Source organism: Phytopseudomonas argentinensis, assembly GCF_900113905.1.
In the GTDB taxonomy this organism is placed as follows: domain Bacteria; phylum Pseudomonadota; class Gammaproteobacteria; order Pseudomonadales; family Pseudomonadaceae; genus Aquipseudomonas; species Aquipseudomonas argentinensis.
This window is the reverse complement of sequence record NZ_FORC01000002.1, coordinates 1,149,869-1,168,418: the sequence shown is the minus strand read 5'-3', so window position 1 is coordinate 1,168,418 and position 18,550 is coordinate 1,149,869. Positions and strand designations below refer to the sequence as shown.

General features: G+C 52.5%; 18 protein-coding genes. 1 reads left to right on the top strand and 17 read right to left on the bottom strand.

Features of this window, described 5'->3' with window-relative positions; genetic code table 11:
• Positions 1 to 3: 3 nt before the first annotated feature.
• The 14 genes from wecB to ihfB all read right to left on the bottom strand — a co-directional run bounded on the left by wecB (position 4) and on the right by ihfB (position 14,771).
• The gene (gene wecB / locus BM154_RS13880; protein ID WP_074884829.1) at positions 4 to 1,137 is read right to left on the bottom strand and encodes a non-hydrolyzing UDP-N-acetylglucosamine 2-epimerase; all 1,134 of its coding nucleotides are present in this window, start codon (positions 1,135 to 1,137) and stop codon (positions 4 to 6) included.
• A complete protein-coding gene (gene wbjC, locus BM154_RS13875) occupies positions 1,134 to 2,237 on the bottom strand; it encodes a UDP-2-acetamido-2,6-beta-L-arabino-hexul-4-ose reductase (RefSeq protein WP_074884826.1) in 1,104 nt (367 codons plus the stop codon). Before wbjC ends, wecB begins: the two co-directional genes overlap by 4 nt.
• Positions 2,238 to 2,239: 2 nt before the next feature.
• On the bottom strand, positions 2,240 to 3,274 hold the full coding sequence (locus tag BM154_RS13870; protein ID WP_074884823.1) for a polysaccharide biosynthesis protein: 1,035 nt from the start codon (positions 3,272 to 3,274) through the stop codon (positions 2,240 to 2,242).
• A gap of 15 nt (positions 3,275 to 3,289) precedes the next feature.
• Complete coding sequence (locus BM154_RS23915; protein ID WP_139225449.1) at positions 3,290 to 4,549, bottom strand: hypothetical protein; 1,260 nt, start codon at positions 4,547 to 4,549, stop codon at positions 3,290 to 3,292.
• The gene (locus BM154_RS13860; protein WP_083414571.1) at positions 4,546 to 5,502 is read right to left on the bottom strand and encodes a glycosyltransferase family 2 protein; all 957 of its coding nucleotides are present in this window, start codon (positions 5,500 to 5,502) and stop codon (positions 4,546 to 4,548) included. Before BM154_RS13860 ends, BM154_RS23915 begins: the two co-directional genes overlap by 4 nt.
• Positions 5,492 to 6,754 carry an O-antigen translocase gene (locus BM154_RS13855; protein ID WP_083414570.1) on the bottom strand — a complete coding sequence of 421 codons (1,263 nt, stop codon included), beginning with the start codon at positions 6,752 to 6,754 and terminating at the stop codon, positions 5,492 to 5,494. Before BM154_RS13855 ends, BM154_RS13860 begins: the two co-directional genes overlap by 11 nt.
• Positions 6,755 to 6,756: 2 nt before the next feature.
• Entirely contained in the window at positions 6,757 to 7,881 is a 1,125-nt protein-coding gene (locus BM154_RS13850; protein WP_074884814.1) for a DegT/DnrJ/EryC1/StrS family aminotransferase, read from the bottom strand.
• Entirely contained in the window at positions 7,878 to 9,062 is a 1,185-nt protein-coding gene (locus tag BM154_RS13845) for a formyltransferase family protein (protein WP_074884810.1), read from the bottom strand. The genes BM154_RS13850 and BM154_RS13845 overlap by 4 nt, the downstream gene beginning before the upstream one ends.
• Positions 9,059 to 9,457: a sugar 3,4-ketoisomerase gene (locus BM154_RS13840; RefSeq protein WP_074884807.1), complete on the bottom strand. Its 399-nt coding sequence runs from the start codon at positions 9,455 to 9,457 to the stop codon at positions 9,059 to 9,061. The genes BM154_RS13845 and BM154_RS13840 overlap by 4 nt, the downstream gene beginning before the upstream one ends.
• Positions 9,454 to 10,335 carry a glucose-1-phosphate thymidylyltransferase RfbA gene (gene rfbA / locus BM154_RS13835; RefSeq protein ID WP_074884804.1) on the bottom strand — a complete coding sequence of 294 codons (882 nt, stop codon included), beginning with the start codon at positions 10,333 to 10,335 and terminating at the stop codon, positions 9,454 to 9,456. Before rfbA ends, BM154_RS13840 begins: the two co-directional genes overlap by 4 nt.
• Before the next feature lie 59 nt (positions 10,336 to 10,394).
• Positions 10,395 to 11,453 (bottom strand): dTDP-glucose 4,6-dehydratase, encoded by a 1,059-nt coding sequence (gene rfbB, locus BM154_RS13830; RefSeq protein WP_074884799.1) that lies wholly within the window; start codon positions 11,451 to 11,453, stop codon positions 10,395 to 10,397.
• Positions 11,450 to 12,520 (bottom strand): LPS O-antigen chain length determinant protein WzzB, encoded by a 1,071-nt coding sequence (locus tag BM154_RS13825; protein ID WP_074884796.1) that lies wholly within the window; start codon positions 12,518 to 12,520, stop codon positions 11,450 to 11,452. The genes rfbB and BM154_RS13825 overlap by 4 nt, the downstream gene beginning before the upstream one ends.
• A 150-nt stretch (positions 12,521 to 12,670) precedes the next feature.
• Positions 12,671 to 14,200: an MBL fold metallo-hydrolase RNA specificity domain-containing protein gene (locus BM154_RS13820; RefSeq protein ID WP_074884793.1), complete on the bottom strand. Its 1,530-nt coding sequence runs from the start codon at positions 14,198 to 14,200 to the stop codon at positions 12,671 to 12,673.
• A 283-nt stretch (positions 14,201 to 14,483) separates the two neighbouring features.
• Positions 14,484 to 14,771, bottom strand: a complete 288-nt coding sequence (gene ihfB / locus BM154_RS13815; RefSeq protein ID WP_074884791.1) for an integration host factor subunit beta — start codon at positions 14,769 to 14,771, stop codon at positions 14,484 to 14,486.
• A 303-nt stretch (positions 14,772 to 15,074) separates the two neighbouring features.
• Here ihfB and BM154_RS13810 point away from each other — a divergent pair, with 303 nt between their 5' ends.
• Entirely contained in the window at positions 15,075 to 15,314 is a 240-nt protein-coding gene (locus tag BM154_RS13810) for a YheU family protein (RefSeq protein ID WP_074884788.1), read from the top strand.
• Between the two features lie 217 nt (positions 15,315 to 15,531).
• On the opposite strand, the gene BM154_RS13805 is transcribed toward BM154_RS13810, so the two are convergent.
• The 3 genes from BM154_RS13805 to BM154_RS13795 all read right to left on the bottom strand — a co-directional run bounded on the left by BM154_RS13805 (position 15,532) and on the right by BM154_RS13795 (position 18,432).
• Positions 15,532 to 15,966: a hypothetical protein gene (locus tag BM154_RS13805; RefSeq protein WP_074884786.1), complete on the bottom strand. Its 435-nt coding sequence runs from the start codon at positions 15,964 to 15,966 to the stop codon at positions 15,532 to 15,534.
• 157 nt (positions 15,967 to 16,123) lie between these two features.
• Entirely contained in the window at positions 16,124 to 17,293 is a 1,170-nt protein-coding gene (locus BM154_RS13800; protein ID WP_074884783.1) for an MFS transporter, read from the bottom strand.
• Positions 17,294 to 17,604: 311 nt separating this feature from the next.
• Complete coding sequence (locus BM154_RS13795; RefSeq protein WP_074884780.1) at positions 17,605 to 18,432, bottom strand: SDR family oxidoreductase; 828 nt, start codon at positions 18,430 to 18,432, stop codon at positions 17,605 to 17,607.
• Between the last annotated feature and the right edge of the window lie 118 nt (positions 18,433 to 18,550).

Here is an 18,550-nt window from a genome sequence, read left to right as displayed (position 1 = left end):
GCGTCAGTCGTTCCGCTTCCATACGGTGCGCATCACGTAATCGCGATAGCTGTGCACGATGCGTACGACCTTGTCCGCCACGTTGGGCATGCTGTAGTCGGCTACCAGGCGCAGGCTGCGCGCATCGCCACGGCCTTGGGATTCGAGTACTTGCAGTGCCTGCATCACCCGCTCGACTTCAAGGCCTACCATCATCACGGCAGCTTCTTCCATGCCCTCCGGACGCTCATGGGCCTCCCGGATGTTCAGCGCCGGAAAATTCAGAATTGAAGACTCTTCCGAAATGGTGCCGCTGTCGGACAACACCGCCTTGGCGCAGGCTTGCAGCTTGTTGTAGTCCTTGAAGCCCAGCGGCTTGAGCAATCGCACATTGGGGTGAAAGGTCACGCCCAGTGCATCCACACGCTTTTGAGTACGCGGGTGGGTGGACACGATTACCGGCATGTCGTAGTGCGCGGCGACCTGGTTCAAGGTCTCGGCCAGCTTGCGGAAGTTTTTCTCGGAATCGATGTTCTCTTCACGGTGCGCACTGACCACGAAGAACTTGCCCTCCTCCAGTCCAAGGCGCTGAAGCACATCGGAGGCATCAATGCCTTCACGGTAGTAGGTCAATACCTCGAACATCGGGCTGCCAGTCTTGATCACCATATCCGGCGATAGCCCTTCGCGAAGCAGATAGTCGCGGGCGATGGTGCTGTAGGTCAGGTTGATGTCCGCCGTGTGATCGACGATCCGACGGTTGATCTCTTCCGGCACGCGCATGTCGAAACAGCGGTTACCTGCTTCCATATGGAAGGTGGGGATCTTGCGGCGCTTGGCCGGAATCACCGCCATGCAACTATTGGTATCGCCCAGCACCAGCAACGCATCCGGCTGGACTTCAGCCAACACCTTGTCGACGGCGATGATCACGTTGCCGATCGTCTCGGCGCCCGTGGCCCCCGCGGCATTGAGAAAATGATCAGGGCGACGAATGCCCAGATCGTCGAAAAAGATCTCGTTGAGCTCGTAATCGTAGTTCTGCCCGGTATGGATCAATACGTGATCGCAATGCTCGTCCAGCTTGGCCATCACGCGCGCCAGACGAATGATTTCCGGGCGGGTGCCAACGACCGTGGCAACTTTCAGTTTTTTCATGGTTTCACCTGGCAGGCGTAGGTATCAGGGTGCGCTCGGTCGAAGATCTCGTTGGCCCAGAGCATCACGATCATTTCATCGTCGCCAATGTTGGTGATGTCATGTGTCCAGCCGGGCACGGTTTCGACAATTTGCGGGCTATCACCTTCGGTGACGACTTCATGGAACTCACCCGTGGTCATATGGCGAAACCCAAAGCGCGCACGGCCCTTGATGACCAGAAATTTCTCGGTCTTGGTGTGGTGGTAATGGCCGCCACGGGTAATGCCCGGGTGCGCGGTAAAGAAGGAGAACTGCCCGCAGTCGGGGGTCTTCAGCATCTCGACGAACACCCCACGCGGGTCACCATACTTCGGCACTTTGTAGGTGAAGTGCTCGGGCGGCAGGTAGCTCAAGTAGGTCGAGTACAGGGCGCGCACGAAGCCGCCACCCACTCGATCCGTGACCAGGGTATTGCGGCTTTCCTTGAAGCTGCGTAGGCGGTCGGCTATCTCGCCGACACTCACCCGGTACTGCGGCTGCACGTCAGCCCTTGCCTCCTCGCCCGCCATCAGGGCCAGGAAGTGGGCGATCACGTCATCGATATACACCAGGGTGATGACGGCGGCCGGATCGTTGATCTGGATGGGCAAATCGCGAGCGATGTTGTGGCAGAAGGTGGCTACCGCCGAGTTGTAATTCGGCCTGGCCCATTTGCCGAATACATTCGGTAAACGCAGCACATGCACCGGGCTACCGTGCTGCTGGGCGAGCCGTTGCAAGGCCTCCTCGGCGCCACGCTTGCTGGCACCATAGGGGTTATCCAGGGTGGCCTGGCTCGACGAGGTATACACGACCGGAATCTGCCGAGCACTGGTTTCAATCGCCTTGCACAACTCAACGGTGAGCTCCGTATTGCCCTGACCGAACTCCGCAGGATCCTGAGGGCGATTTACACCCGCCAGATGGAAGATAAAGTCAGCTTGAGCCACACGCTCGCCAAGCACCTTCAACTCGTCAGAACGACCGAATGTAAGAATTTCGACATCCTGACGCTCGTTAAGATGCACGATCAGGTTTTTGCCAACGAAACCGTTAGCCCCGGTGATCAATACCTTCATGCTCATTCCTCGGGCGCTGCGTCTTCGCCACGCTGAATGGCACGCATGAAATTCAACTTGAGCAACAGCTCCTGCATGCCCTGTACGTCAAGGCGTTCGGTGTTATGCGAATTATAATCTTCGGTATGGGAGATACGCTCTTCACCCTGCTCAACGAACTTGCTGTAATTCAAGTCGCGCAGATCCGGCGGTACGCGGTAGTACTCGCCACGGTCTTCGGCGCAGGCCATTTCCTCGCGGCTCAGCAGCGCCTCGTAAAGCTTCTCACCATGGCGGGTACCGATCACCTGGATGGGATGGTCAGGCTTGCCTAGCAAGGAGGTCAGCGCTTGCGCGAGCACTTCGACGGTTGCTGCAGGCGCCTTCTGCACGAACAGGTCGCCATTGCGACCATGCTCGAATGCATACAACACTAGGTCGACCGCATCGGCCAGGGTCATCATGAAGCGGGTCATGTTAGGGTCGGTGATCGACAGCGGCTTACCAGCTCGAATCTGATCGACGAACAGCGGAATCACCGAACCGCGAGACGCCATGACGTTGCCATAGCGGGTACCGCAGATGACAGTGCCGGTGTCGTCGAGATTGCGCGACTTGGCCACCATGACCTTTTCCATCATTGCCTTGGAAATACCCATGGCGTTGATCGGGTAAACGGCCTTATCGGTACTTAGGCAGACTACGCGCTTGACGCCATTCTGGATGGCGGCTTCCAGCAGGTTCTCGGTGCCCAGCACGTTGGTCTTGACAGCTTCCATGGGGTGAAACTCGCAAGACGGAACTTGCTTGAGTGCAGCCGCATGAAAAATGTAATCGACACCACGGGTCGCATTCAGGATGCTCTGGTAGTCGCGTACATCTCCGATGTAGAACTTCAGTTTGGGACTGGCGTAAAGCTTACGCATGTCATCCTGTTTTTTTTCGTCGCGGCTGAATATCCGAATTTCACGAATACTAGACTGCAAAAAACCTTTGAGCACTGCGTTACCAAAAGAACCAGTGCCACCGGTAATCAGTAGCGTTTTATCATCAAACATAGTATCCCTCAAATTTCATTCAGTGGCCTGATATGCAGGCCCCCACACTCCACAACAGAATGCAAATAAAGCGTAGAAAACTATCGCGCCATAAGGTTGAAGGTACAGCACCCCAGCAAACAGGAAGTTAATCAAAAACAGCAGCAGCATACACTGCATTGCAGTACCGATTACCGAATTATAAAGCTTCGTGTATTGCCTAATGCGAACCCACATCCAGCAAGCACAGGCAATAAAAACCATGCAATTAAAGACCCCCCCAACAAAGAGCAAATCAAAGATGCCGTTATGGGACATGGGATAATTCTCGAAACCCAGCGTACCGGATGCCCCAACTAACCCCACCCCCCAAAGCATACCTTCTGGACCGTAGGATTCGTATAATACAGAAGGCAGAAGCCAAACCCTCTGCAAGATACTTTCCATGACAGTATAATCTGTAACTACGGCATTCTCATTTAACCTGAATATATTATCGACCACCGAAACCAGATAGGGAACATTTAGGAAATAAGAAATTACAACAGAAATTATTAGCATGACAGCTGCAGCCAGCAACATAAGCTTCACCCTGACCGAACCGTAAAAAAAATAAATTATAAAAAACACCAACAAATTAACAACTGCTGCTTTTTGCAAGCTCAACAACATACCCACAGCTATTAGAAGAAATACAATCGCACGTACGAATTTAGATGAAAAAAACACCAACATAGGCAATGCAAAAACTGAGTACACCCCATAGGCGGTCAAACTTCCAACTAGCGAAGAATATCGAACCAAGCCATCTCGGGATGAGGCTTCAGAAAACCAAGATATCGGCCCATGCATCACCTGAAAGACAAGTGAAAGCGCTCCTAGACAGATAAATACCACGTAAACACGAAACAGTAGCAAAAGCAGCTCTTCAGAACGCAACGCGGTTAAGAAAAACAAAAAAACAGGCACCATATAGTAGTAGCGAAAAATTGCTTGCGCATATTGCTCGTCTGGAAACCAAAAATAAGAGTAGATAATTGGAAGACACGACGACAAAGCAAAAAAAGACAGTACCAATATACCAGAGCCGTCGTAACCCGATCGGCGGCCTACTAGAAAACAACCAAACACTGAAAAGAGCGGCCCCAATACAGCAAAAACAGGATTAATATTTCTCAGCACATGTAAACAGTAAAAACCTACAGCAAGCACCAGACAAGCTTTTGCCGCCAGCATGCTATTGGACCAAACACCCTCCAATATCGGCCTATGACGCGCGATGCCTGATGTAATCATGCAGCACTTACCATCTTTTTATAAATTTTTTTCATCCTCAACAAAAGTGATGGCCTTACAGGAAAATAACTAATCAACCACAATGCCATGGCCTTTGGCTTTAAGCTTTTTTGCGTAGCAGCAAGCAGGAAATACTCTCTGGCAATCTTGACATGACCAAGATATAGCCGCCGATACCCTGCACCTAAATAAAACCGCGCCAACGCAAAATCGCAAGCGGCCCCTATTTCCGGATGACTGTATGCATAGCGATGCAGAGCCAACTCCAGTGTCTTAATGAAATCACCCTCGTAACGGGTTGGATCCTTGCCATTATAACTGTCGTCCCGCCTGTAGCAGACGAAGGGCGTATCCAAATAGATGCCTCTACCGCGAGCACATAGGTCTATCATATTCAACCAGTCGCTAGCTGTTGGAATTGATGGCTCAAAGGGTGGTTGAGGGCTTGAGCTAGCGCGATAAAGAATAGTCATAGATCCTGGTATACCAAGATTATTCAACACATCCTTTATTGTAGTTACTCCATCCTCATAGAAATGATCAATTATTCCACGAATTTTACCGGAAGGAGCCATATCATAAACAGCATGATGGCAAAAGCTAGAGTCAGGATTTTGCTCAAGTGCATCTACTTGAGCTGCAATTTTTCCAGGCATCATGAGATCATCGCCTGAAAATATAGCGATATATTTTCCTATCGCCTTACTAGCTAAGAAATTATAGTTCGCGGTAATACCTAAATTCTTTTCTTGGGCAAAGGACCTCACTGTCGGATAACGCGCAGCCAGCCCATTTATTACATTTGCCGAAGAGTCGGGAGACGCATCATCCGAAATAAGAATTTCTATCGAAGGGTAATTCTGAGCTAAAATTGACTCGACAGTTTCTGAGATCAAATCCTGCTGCTTGTATACCGGCACCAACACGGAAACCAATGGATACTCAACGCTCACTGCCTTGCCCCTTCAACAATCGCCGCCTGACTAATAAATACATTAGACCAGTATAAAAAATATAGGAAATACAGTGCGCATAAACGGCACCATTCAGACCAAATCTAGAAACGAGCACATGAACAAAAAACACAAATAAAGCGTTGTAAAAAATTTCCGAAAAAATACAAACCCCATAATAAAGCCTACTAATTGCAGCATAGCTCAACAACCAGCCAAAAACCTTAAGAACATCACCTACTAGCTGCCAAAAAAGCAGGTCAGTAACTGGTGCAAAATCCGTTGTAAACAGCAGAGGCACTATTAACCCTCTGGCCAGATATACAAAGACAGCAATGCTAGCTGCAAGCATAAGCGCTTTTTTAGAAATGCCCAAGAACTCCTTCCACAACATGCCGTCATCAGTAACAGAAGAGAATTTTGGCAACACATAGACCACTAGTGCACTGGTTATAAAAAGCAAAAAGGCCGCACTTAATCGCCACGTCGCATCCCAAATCCCCGCAGCATCTATTCCTAACTGCGAATTTATTATTTCCCGTATAAAAATATGAGCCACGGGAACACAGAACGCCGATACAAGCGAGATTAGAGCGAGTCTCAAAAAACCTGACAATATTGATAACTGCCCCAAGCCCAGAAAATTGCCAAATTTGAACCACGTCTGCCGCTTACAGATCAAAAGCGTACCTGCCAGCGCAACTCCCTGATAAGAGGCCAATGCCATCAAAGCGCCTTGCAAGCCATAGAAAGAAGCTAGGAGCCACGTAAGCAATAGCGAAAGAATGCTACCTAGGACGTTAGCGACTACATAACGTTTAACATCGCCCAGGCCATTGAGAATGGCAAGTAGTAACGCATTAAATGAAAATAAAATAATCGATGCAGCGAAAATTATATATATTAAAGGCTTCACCACACCCGCAGATAGCAAGACGGGAGACCAGATAGCTAACGCCAAAGCTATCAGCGCGTTCGGGATTGCTACTACCATGACCAGAGAAACACCAGTACACCAAACATACTTTAGCCTCCCTGGGTCGTTCAAATTTTCAGATGTGTACTTGGTTACTCCATTCGTGACAGCACCACTTGCGAACGCAGTCGCTATCTGCATAAGATTTTGAAAGTTTCCTACTAGCGCCAAGCCTGCCGGCCCGCCATACACAGCGAGAACTTTATTAATCCCTAACAATGCCAACATTTTAAATGCGACACTGATAGCACTTAAAAAGAACGATCTGAAAAACATCTCTAGGGCCTAAAAGAATTACACGCTGCGATGACTCTGTTGACATCCGTTTCATTTAGGACCGGACTCATCGGCAAGCTTAAAACCTCACGATGAATGGCCTCAGTGAGCGGATAGCGCTCCCCACTCAACTCGGAATATGCTTGTTGCTTATGAGGAGGAATGGGGTAGTGTATAAGTGACTGAACACCGCATTCGTGTAAATGTTTTTGTAATGCATCTCTTTTCTGAGTCCGAATCACATATAGATGATAAACATGCGCTTCGTTTTCAATCGCACCGGCCACCGCACCATAAGGCAATGTGATATTAGAATTGACAATACTTTGATCATAGAGTGCTGCAATGCTGCGACGCTGCTGCGTTTCGCGATCTAAATGTTTCAGTTTTACGCCAAGCATCGCTGCTTGCATTTCATCTAGGCGGCTATTCATCCCCTTGAAAAGATTTTTGTACTTTTCATGCGAACCATAATTACGGAGGGCTTTTAGAGTATCAGCAAGCTCGTCATCGTTAGTTGTAATCGCACCGGCGTCACCCAATGCTCCTAGATTCTTACCAGGATAAAAACTGAATCCGGAAGCATGCCCCCAATTACCCGCTTTTCTACCATCGATACTGGCTCCATGTGCCTGCGCACAATCCTCCAGCACTAATAAACCGTGCGCATCGGCGATGGCAAGAATGGCCGGCATATCGGAGATTTGGCCGTAAAGATGAACTGGCAGAATAGCTCGCGTTCTGCCTGTTATAGCTTGCTCGACCTTGAGTGGGCAAAGGTTGTAACTTTTCTCATCAGGTTCGACTAGGATAGGAGTCAAACCATTTGCACTGATCGCTAGAATACTGGCTATATAGGTGTTCGCGGGTACGATTACCTCGTCACCTGGGCTTAGTTTTCCGAGTTCAAGCCAGGCACGCAAAACCAATACCAGAGCATCTAAGCCATTAGCTACTCCGATGCAACACTTGGATCCGCAGTAGGTAGCAAAATCCTGTTCAAATTGTTCAAGTTCACCACCAGAAATATACCACCCAGAATCGATTACACGCGCACAAGCCTCAACTAGCTCTGCACGGTATTGGGCATTAATAGACTTGAGGTCAAGAAAGGGAACTTTGGTCACTTTGTTAATCCTAAAAATTTAGCGTCTAAACAACTGATATATTCGAAAATACTTTTACCTTGATAATCGCGACGCGCTTGATCTGCTCCAGATGCGATCAGAAAATCTATAATACTGGCGTCTCGACTCTTTAACGCATAATCCTTTGCGTACATTAAAACGGTCGTCCCCTTGTAATTGGTATCATTGACATCCGCCCCTATCTGCAATAAATACCTCATGATATCCAAACGCCCATGGTAGGCCGCAACAATAATTGGCGACCAACCTTTCTCATTACGATCGTTCACACCTGCGATACCTTGAAGTCTATAAGGCAATTCCGAAACATTGATATTCGGAATGGCGGCTAAAAAATCGTCTAAACCATCAAAAAAAAGCCGAATATCATAATCAATTGTCGAAACTGTTACGCCACTGAAACACGCCTCGCCTACAGCCTCACCTGGTTTAGCACCAGAACGAGTTGTCAATATTGATGCATTGACGACAGGCTTACCATGGAAACTTAAAAATTGATAAGGCCTAAAACCAAATGCATGAATTTGTCGTTTAACTTCCCACGCACACTTTTTAAAATCAATTGCCAACTCACGAAAGTCAATCGTTGACTTTGAGAAATATGTAGCCCCTTCCGCAGCTTGTAGCTTCGGCTCAGCCGGAAAGCCATTTATGATAAAATCGAAATTTTCGGACAGTAGCTCTTTAGAAGCAGATATATACTTACGATAGCAATCTTGAGCACGATCCTCAGCATCTAAAACAAATCTTTTTTGTGCGTAAATCGCTCCTGTATCAATACCTGAGTCTATAGCATGCAAGGTCACGCCTGATTCTTTTTCATTGAAAAGAACAGGCCATACCGATGTATACATACCTTTATACTTAGGAAGCAGAGAAAAGTGTATATTAAAGACCTTATCCGTGCGGAGCCTATCTACACGGACAATTTTATCGAATTCTAAAGAAAGAAAAACGCTTAGCTCGCAATCATAAATTTCTTTAATAGTTTTTATTGCAACGCCTGCTTCTTTTGCGAACTTCAAGAACGATGGCTGCCAACCGTCATGTCCTGCATCCGTCGAATTGACAACAGCTAACACATCGCTGACTGGGAAAGATTGCAAGGCTAATTTGAGCCCATGTATAGCTATTTCATTCTTCCCAGCTATGACGATCAAGCTACGCACTCCAAGAAATTTTCGTATACCCTAATATAATCTGACTCATCATAATGATCGCTAGCAAGAACCAATAAAACACAATCGGAGCTGAAGTCATGCATTTCATGCCAAACCATTTTTCCGATTTGAATGGCTTTATTTGGCCTGTCCAGCCAAATTTCCTCCTTGTTCTTACCGTCATCCATAATCATTCTGCATTGCCCAGACACACACACGGCTATCTGCTCAAGTTCTTTGTGTGCATGAAACCCGCGCGACACACCACTTTTAGTCCCAAAGATGTAATAAACCCGCTTTACTTCAAAAGGAATATTTTTATTGCCCTCCACTACGATCAGAGAGCCACGCTCATCACCAAGGGTGGGAAATTCAATAAGCTTAATGATGCTCATACTCGCTCTCCAGCAAGTAGCAACAAATATTCACCGTAACTATTTTTACTCATTGTGCGTCCCACATCTCGAACCTGCGCAACAGAAAGCCAGCCATTGTTATACGCAATCTCTTCCAAGCAGGCGACCTTGTAGCCTTGTCGCTGCTCAAGGGTTTCTACAAAGTGTGCCGCCTCCAGCAGACTCTGGTGCGTGCCAGTATCCAGCCAGGCAAATCCACGCCCCAGAACCTCCACGCTTAGCTCGCCACGCTCCAAATATGCATTATTTACGCAAGTAATTTCCAGTTCACCGCGGGCTGAAGGTTTTACATCTTTTGCGATTTCGATAACCTGACTATCATAAAAATACAGGCCAGTCACGGCGTAATCAGATCTCGGACTGGCAGGTTTCTCCTCAATAGAAACAGCACGTTTGTTTTCATCGAACTCAACGACACCAAAACGTTCTGGATCGCGCACTTTATAACCAAAGACAGTAGCCCCTTCGCCTTTCTCTGCTCGGCGCACAGCTTCATGCAACTTGGGCGTAAAGCCCTGCCCATAGTAAATATTATCCCCAAGCACCAAACAAACACAGTCATCACCGATAAAGCTCTCGCCGATCAGGAATGCTTGGGCAAGACCGTCAGGACTGGGCTGAATGGCATAACTTAAATTGATGCCGAATTGGCTACCATCTTTTAGTAGCCGCTGGAACGCAGCTTGATCTTCCTCAGTCGTAATAATGAGGATTTCGCGTATGCCTGCCAGCATCAGTACAGAAAGCGGATAGTAGATCATCGGCTTGTCATAAATAGGCAGTAACTGCTTAGATACGCCCTGTGTAATGGGGTAAAGTCTTGTGCCCGAGCCGCCGGCGAGAATGATGCCCTTCACTGATACTGTCCTTTCATTCGTATTTACCTTGGGAGCATGAGTAGCTGTCTACCAATTATTTACGTGTACTGCAGAGTAAGCCAGTCGCGGTAACTACCGCTGGTGATATTGCGCACCCAATCACCATTTTGAAGATACCAATGCACCGTCTTGAGAATACCCGTTTCGAAAGTCTCCGACGGCCTCCAACCTAACTCCCGCTCCAGCTTACTTGCATCAATAGCGTAACGACGATCATGACCGGGGCGATCTTTGACATACGTAATCTGCTCGACGTAACTTAGGCCGTCTTCACGTGGCTGCTCTTCATCTAAGATGCCACACAGGATCTCGACTACTTCCAGATTGGTCTTCTCGTTCCAGCCGCCTACGTTGTAGGTCTCACCTATTTGACCTGCCTCTAATACACGCCGAATAGCACTGCAATGATCCGACACATACAACCAGTCACGAATCTGCTGGCCATTACCATAAATCGGCAGCGTCTTACCTGCGAGTGCGTTATGGATTACCAATGGAATCAGCTTCTCCGGAAAATGGTAAGGTCCATAGTTATTAGAGCAGTTTGTTGTCAGCACTGGCAGACCATAAGTATGCAGGTAAGCGCGAACTAAATGATCCGAAGCGGCTTTTGTAGCAGAATAAGGACTGTTAGGCTCATAGCGATTGGTTTCGCTAAATGCCGGATCGTTCGCTTGGAGACTGCCATATACCTCATCGGTTGAGACATGTAAGAAGCGAAACTGGCTCGAAGCTCTTGCGGTGAGTCCCTGGTAATAACTGCGCGCAGCTTCGAGAAGGCGAAAGGTGCCCAAAACGTTGGTTTGGACAAAGTCTTCAGGACCGAGAATCGAGCGATCGACATGAGACTCGGCTGCGAAATTAATGATCGCTCGCGGACGATGCTTTTCTAGCAAGCCAGCCACCAACGTGTTATCAGCAATGTCTCCTTTAATGAAGACGTGCCTCGAGTCGCCTTCTAAGGAAGCCAAATTTTGCAAATTACCTGCATAGGTCAGCTTATCAAGGCCGATTACAGGCTCATCGCTTTGCGCCAACCAATCAAGCACAAAATTACTGCCGATAAAGCCAGCGCTACCAGTTACTAAAATGCTCATACCGTATTCCCTGCCGTTTTTCCAGATGAACGGGAGTTATTCGATATAACTTGTATAAGCGCTGCAAAACTACCCAGCACCAAACCTAGCACTATCCCCAGTATGAGAATTAACGATTTTTTAGGCTTAATTGGCTCATCGGGCGTCTCAAACGTGCCATCAAGACGGTAAACGGCCACCCGTTCCGGCTGAATACGAAGAGATGCGTATAATGCGTGCTGCTCCTGCAAATTCCTAAGTTCTGGGACAAAGGGATCATCAGACGCACGTTGAGCGAGTGCATCAATCTCTGCTTTCAGAGCCTTGGCTCCACGCATATATGTCAAGTTACCTTCCATAATCGCTGATAGTTGGTCGTTCATTTGACCAGCGATCATAGGGGGATTCTGCAGCCCGATAGTTTGCGCAACTTTGAGAGCCTCTTTTAACTGCATCATCCTATCTTCTCGACGGACTTTTGCAGAATAGCGAAGAGTTTCGATCTGCTGCATAAGGTTACGGCCTCGAACGTCTATCTCACTTTGGGCGTTGCTGAGCATTTCCTTAATGGATTGCTGCTCTACATTTTTTATATAAAGCTCAGCCCACTGGGCAGCCTCGATTGGATCACTACCCTCTATATTAAGAACGAAACGATCTGGCTGAGAATTGGTAGGCCCGGCAATTGCCACACGCTCAAGGAATTTTTTATAAAGCGTATCGCGGGAAGCTTTTTTCTGATCATCGGTGAGCGAAGGCAAGTAGACCTCGCTATAAAAACGGCGTTTGCTCTGATCCGACTGCAGGTTGCGGGTGAATACGCGATAAACATCGTCGATTTTAAAAGGCTCCAAGCCAATATCTTTGTTTCGAGCCAAGTTGAAACCCGCGATATCGCTCAGTGTAGGAGGCATTATGCTGGCTTGCGCCCGATACACTGGCGGCGTCAGAAAAGCATAAGCGGCTGCGGCAAGCGTTACCGCCAAGGTGACAAAGATAATCAGCCGCTTTTTCATCCACAACGTTCGAAAGAGTTCGATCAAATCGATCTCGTCGCTTTGCTTGTGGAGGTTAGGGGGTTGCGACATGGGCTTGATCATCCTGTTTCAAAGCGTGCATAAAATTCTTAGGCCGAAGCCCACGTACTTGAGCCAGGATTACCATCAAGCTCGATGGCAGCCCTGCCTGAAAGGCGCGTATTTAACCATTTTTTATGAGCCAATTCTCCCTAAGCTGAGCTATCCAGGTAACTCTCCCGCTGATTCATCAGACAGGGAGGCTTTTGCTCCTTTGATTTTGATCAGCAGCTTTCTCGCTCTGTACCTATCCTCCAGCTTTTCGGACAGTTCTGCCTTAGCCCCCTCCTCCCCATGCACCAACCGAATCTCCCCCGGCCACTGCTCCATCGCCGTCACGAACTCGACCAACCCTGCTTGATCGGCATGGGCCGAATACCCGCCGATGCTGTGCACGCCTGCACGGATCTCGTAGCGCTGGCCATCGAACTCCACGTAGCCGTTGCGCGGCCCGAAGCTCTGGATAGCATGGCCGGGCGTGCCTCTGGCCTGAAAGCCGACGAACAGCACGTCGTGCCGAGGATCGCCGAGCATGGCCTTGAGGTAATTGACGATGCGGCCGCTGGAACACATGCCGTTGCCGGCGATTACGATGGCGGGCCGCGCACTGCTGACCAGGTGATTGAGAATCTTCTGGTGGTCGGCGTGGCTGTCGACGGTGATCAGTTGCTCGAACGCCAGCGGCCTTCTGCCGGACTGCACACGGGCCTGGGCTTCTTCGTTCCAGTGGTCTTTGAGTTCGCGGTAAGCCTGGGTGAAGCGGCTGGCCAGGGGTGAGTCGAGGATGATGGGTAGGTGGGGCCAGTCGACTTCGATTTGATCATTTGGTGTGGCTTCAGGATTTTCGCGGGCGTGGCCCGCTCCCACAGTAGCGTCTGGAGCGGCGGTGGTGCCCAGCTTCTTGCTGTGGATGATGTCTTCCAGTTCGTAGAGCAGTTCCTGGGTGCGGCCGACGCTGAACGCGGGTATCAGCACGGTGCCGTTGTTGGCCAGGGCATGTTCGATGACCTGTTCCAGGCGCTGGCGGCGGGTGCTGCGGTCTTCGTGCAGGCGGTCGCCGTAGGTGCTTTCCAGCACCAGGATGTCGGCGCGGCGTGGTAGTACGCAGGGCTTGAGGATCGGCGCGCCGGGGGCACCGAGGTCGCCGGAGAATACGATACGCGTGCTGGCTTCGCCTGGGCGGTACTGCACATCGATTTCCACATAGGCGGAGCCGAGCATATGGGCGGCGCGTTGCAGCCGCACCTTGGCATGCAGGCCTTCATCATCGTGCAGGGTGAACCAGTGATCGTAGGGCAGCGCGATGATTCGCTCCTGCACCTGCTTGAGGTAGCGCTCGACCTGTTTCTGGTCACGGCTGAAGGTGAGTTTGAACGCATCCTCCAGCACGATGGGCAGCAGTTTGGCCGAGGGCTCACTGCAAAGAATTGGCCCCTTGAAACCAGCGGCCAGCAGATAGGGAATGCGCCCCACATGGTCGGCATGCACATGGGTAACGATCAGCGCGTGAATGCCATCCAGGGGGAATTCAATACGCTGGTGGTCGGCCCGCGCGCCAAGCGGCGAGGTATCGGCGCCCTGGAAAAGGCCGCAGTCGACAAGGACACTGCTGTGCTGCGTGATATGCAGCTGGTGGCAGGAACCGGTTACCCCATTCTGGGCGCCATGATGAGTGATATGCGGGTACTCCATCGGTTAATCCCTTAACGTCTGGCAGATGAATTTTCGCGCGCGCAATGATGCGATAGGCAGCGGCTGGATGAAAGTGCTGCGACATATCCTGTATCGCAGGCTGTACGGCGCGCAGCCAATGGCCGGAAGCTAAACGCTGCCCCGGAAGTACAAGGGCTATCCGTTAAAGGTAGGACATTAATCGATGACGTCGCCCGTTGCAGGCAAATATGGGAATGCAGAAACCGGAGAGAAGCAGGTGGCAGCATGGATGCGGGTGACGCGTTCTGCCAGGACGCCGGACTTATTCGTCCTCTTCGTTCACTCGATCACGCAGTTCCTTGCCAGGCTTGAAGTGCGGAACGAACTTGCCATCCAGGCGTACCGATTGCCCGGTCTTGGGGTTACGACCGACACGCGGGGCGCGATAATGGAGAGAAAAGCTGCCGAAGCCACGGATCTCGATGCGATCACCGGTCGCCAGCGCCTGGGACATCTGTTCCAGCATGGTCTTGATGGCCAGCTCGACATCTTTGTTTGAAAGCTGCCCTTGGTGGGTGACGATTCTTTCGATCAACTCCGACTTGGTCATACTTTTCCCTTCGTTTTCAAGCGGCTATGTCACTCGATGGAAAGGTTGTAGCACGCTGATCAGCTTTTGAACAGTCTAAAAAACCACCAGCTTCGAAAATGTGCCTCAGGCCTTGAAGCGATTGCAGCCCATTCGGGCGTATGAATGTAAGTCGTTGACTGTGCAGCATTGTTGGCAAGCTTGGCGGCCGGCTCAGCAGCGCGGCGTGGCCCGGCACGAAAGGTGATCAAATGTCGGCAGGCGCCGTCCAAGCAAATCAATGCATCCGATGGTCAAAGGCCACCAGCGCCGCAGGAGAAAACCGTGCTGATCCCCGCCAATCTGCTCGAGGCAGATACCCTCACCCGCCTGATCGAGGATTTCGTCACCCGCGACGGCACCGACAATGGCGACGAGACCCCACTGGACACCCGCGTTACCCGCGTGCGTCGTGCGCTGGACAAAGGCGAGGCAGTGATCGTGTTTGACCCGGAAAGCGGGCAGTGCCAACTGGCGCTCAAGCGTGACGTGCCCAAGGAGTGGCTGGTGGAGGATGAGGACTAGTTGCCGTGGTTTGTCATTGATTGCGGGTCATTTGTACTTACCATGGGCGTACTCGCCGAGGGCGGTACGCCGTGAGGCTGGCAGCATGCTTGTGCAGGTGAGTCGCCGCCTCCGAAAGGCGGACTGTTCGCTTCGCTACGAGCGGCCGGCGTCCCGGTCCGCCCTACGCAGCGCGTGGGTCGCCCGCGAGCGTGTAGGAGCCGCGGCCCGCAGCGCGTTATCCACGCAATCCCCCTTCCCGCTCCCAGGCACAACGCACACGCAGCGCGCCGTCTTGCGGGCTGTGCAGGCCGCTCTCCGATTCGGCTTCCCAGCGAAAGGTATGGGTACCGTTCAGCTCGGTCTCCAGGTGCACCACGGCACTGGCCCAGTAGAGGCGCTTGAGCAGCGCCTCGAATTCGGCCACCCACAGCTTCCATTCGTACTCGATGGTCTGGTAACTGGCACCGAAGTGAATCACCTGGGTCTGGTACAAGCCACTGCCGGGTTGCTGGCAGCAGGAGAACATCTCGCGGCCTAGAAATGGCCAGGCGTCGCCGCTAGGCAAGGCGTCTAGCACCTGCCTGTTGAGCAGGCGCCGAAGGCGACTCTCCGCCGGGCTGTCCGACGGCCAGTCGCGAATGTTGCCGTAGACGATGGATTCCGATTCCACGGGGGCACTCCACAAAAAACTGGCAGCCTTCTATCACAGCGCGCGATACAGGGGAATGCTATGGGCGGAGCGTTCAGTCAGGACAGTGATGGGGATCATTCAATCATGGACCGATGCTCCCCGCTTTCGCCGTGTTCTACCGGGGCTGCAAGGCCAATCACGCCGAGGGGCGGCGCGGGCCCTTGCGCATCGACCAGGCCAGCAGCACCATCACCACCGCCATGCAGGTCAGTACCAGAAACGGCACCTGGTAGGTCCCTGACATATCCCGTGCCAGGCCACTGAGCACCGGGCTCAGGCACGCCAGGCTATAGCCCGAGCCGAGCATCATCGCTGTCCAGCGGCTGACCGCCAGCGGCGAGCCCGCCTCGTAGATGGGCAACAGTAGCGACAAGGCGAAGGAGCCGCTCATGCCGAAGCCCAGGGTCAGCGCCCAGAACTCGGGAATGAAGGTGGGCACGAAGGTGATCATGCTCAGGCTGACCAGAGTCAGGCTGCCGCAGGCGACCATCAGCAGGTAGCGGTTCATGCGCTGCACCAGCATCGGCAGCACGAAGGAGCTCGGCAACCCCATCAACATGGCCAGGCTGAACAGCGTATTGCTGTGCATGGCCGACAGCCCCGCCTCCTGGTAGCGCGCCACCGTCCAGGTCGCCACGGCGTAGAACAGGCCCGCCTGCAAGGCGAAATAGGCACTGATCAGCCAGGCCCGCCCCTCGCGCCAGGGCAAACCGGCAGATGCATCTTCCTGGCTCAGCGGCTCGGCGTGCTGCTTGGGCAGAAAGCACCAGATCACCACGGCCAATACCGCCGGCACTGCCCAGATGGCCAGGCCATAACTCCAGTCGTTGTCGAACAGCTGGGCGACCGGCATGGTCAGTACCACGCCGATGGCGCCACCAATGGCCATGCTCAGCGAGTACCAGGCCAGCACCTGGCCCATGCGGCCGACAAAATGGCGCTTGATGAAACCCGATAGCAATGGGCCGGCGATGGCGATAGCCGCACCCAGCAGCACCGCGCTGCCGACCAGTACCGCGCTCGAATGACCGACCAGGCGCAGGGCCAGCGCCAAGGCGATCGCGCCAAGGCACAGGGTAATGGTGCGCTCCAGGCCAAACCTGACCGCCAGCCGGGGTGCCAGTGGCGCCAGCAGGCCCATGCACAATACCGGCAGCGCCGTGGTCAGGCTGATAAAGCCACGGCTCAGGGACAGTTCTTGAGCGATACGTTCGATAAGCGGCGCCAGCGAGGTAATGCCGGGTCGCAGGTTCACTGCGGCGGCGACCAGGGCCAGCAACAGTAAAGCGCGGGAGACGGGTTTCACACGAGTTCCTGATCAGGTGGCCAGGTTTAGCCGAGGCGGCAACCCTACTCGTGCGTGTCGATTAGGGCAAGCATGAGCGCGTGCTCGTCCTATGCAATGGCCTGAGAAGCTGTTCAATTCCATCTGTAATGACTGCAGCGTGGCGGGAGCGGTCGTTTGCGTAACTCGTAGGAGCGGCTTTAGCCGCGAGTTCTTTGCGCCTAATAAGCTCGGGGCTAAAGCCCCTCCTACATGCTCACTGACCGCTTCTGCCTTATTCCAGTCGATTCACAGGATACAAGCTCCCCAGAATGCAAAGCTCATAAGCAGGTTCAAGGCGTCTTCGCTTCGCGCTGCCCGGCGGCCTTGGCGCGCATCTTCTCGCACATGAGGGTCATCTCGTCATACAGCAGTTGCGGGTTCTTCTGCTTCAGTGCCCAGGCCTGGCGGCCCTGCTCGTGGGGCAGGATCATGAACTCGCCGGCGGCCACCGCCTGGAAGATATAGTCGGCGATGAACTCGGCGTTGATCGGCGAGCTCTCCAGCAACTTGCCGACCTGGGCCTTCATGGCGGGCGTCGGGCCGCGGAAGGAATCGAGCAGGTTGGTCTGGAAGAACGACGGGCACACCACATGTACGCCGACCTGCAGCGGCTTGAGCTCGGCCAGCAGGCTTTCCGACAGGGCCACCACACCGGCCTTGGCGACGTTGTAGTTGCTCATGCCCGGGCCCTGCATCAGCGCCGCCATGGAGGCGATATTGATGATGCGCCCGTGGCTGCTCTCGAGCAGCGGCAGGAAGGCCTTGCAGCCCTTGACTACGCCCATCAGGTTGATCGACAGCTGCCAGTCCCAGTCCTCGAGCGACAATTCGGCGAAGAAGCCGCCCGAGGCCACGCCAGCGTTGTTGATGATGATATCGATGCCGCCGAACTTCTCTTCGCAGGCCTGCGCCAGGGCAGTCAGCTGGCTGTAGTCACGCACGTCGCAGCGCAGGGTGAAGCCGTCGCCGCCCGCCTCGCGCACCAGGCGCAGGGTCTCGGCCAGCCCGGCGTCGTTGACGTCCGACAGCGCCAGGCGCCAGCCCTCGCGCGCCCAGCGCAGCGCGAGCTCGCGCCCCAAACCGGATCCGGCGCCCGTGATCATCATGCGATTGCTCATACCCAACCTGCCCTGCTGGCCAATGGAAGACAGCCCGAGTGTAGCGAAGGCACAGGTGCCTCCCAGCCATCATCAGCTTGTTGAATGGGTGCACCGCGGGGTGGGTATGGCGTGGCTC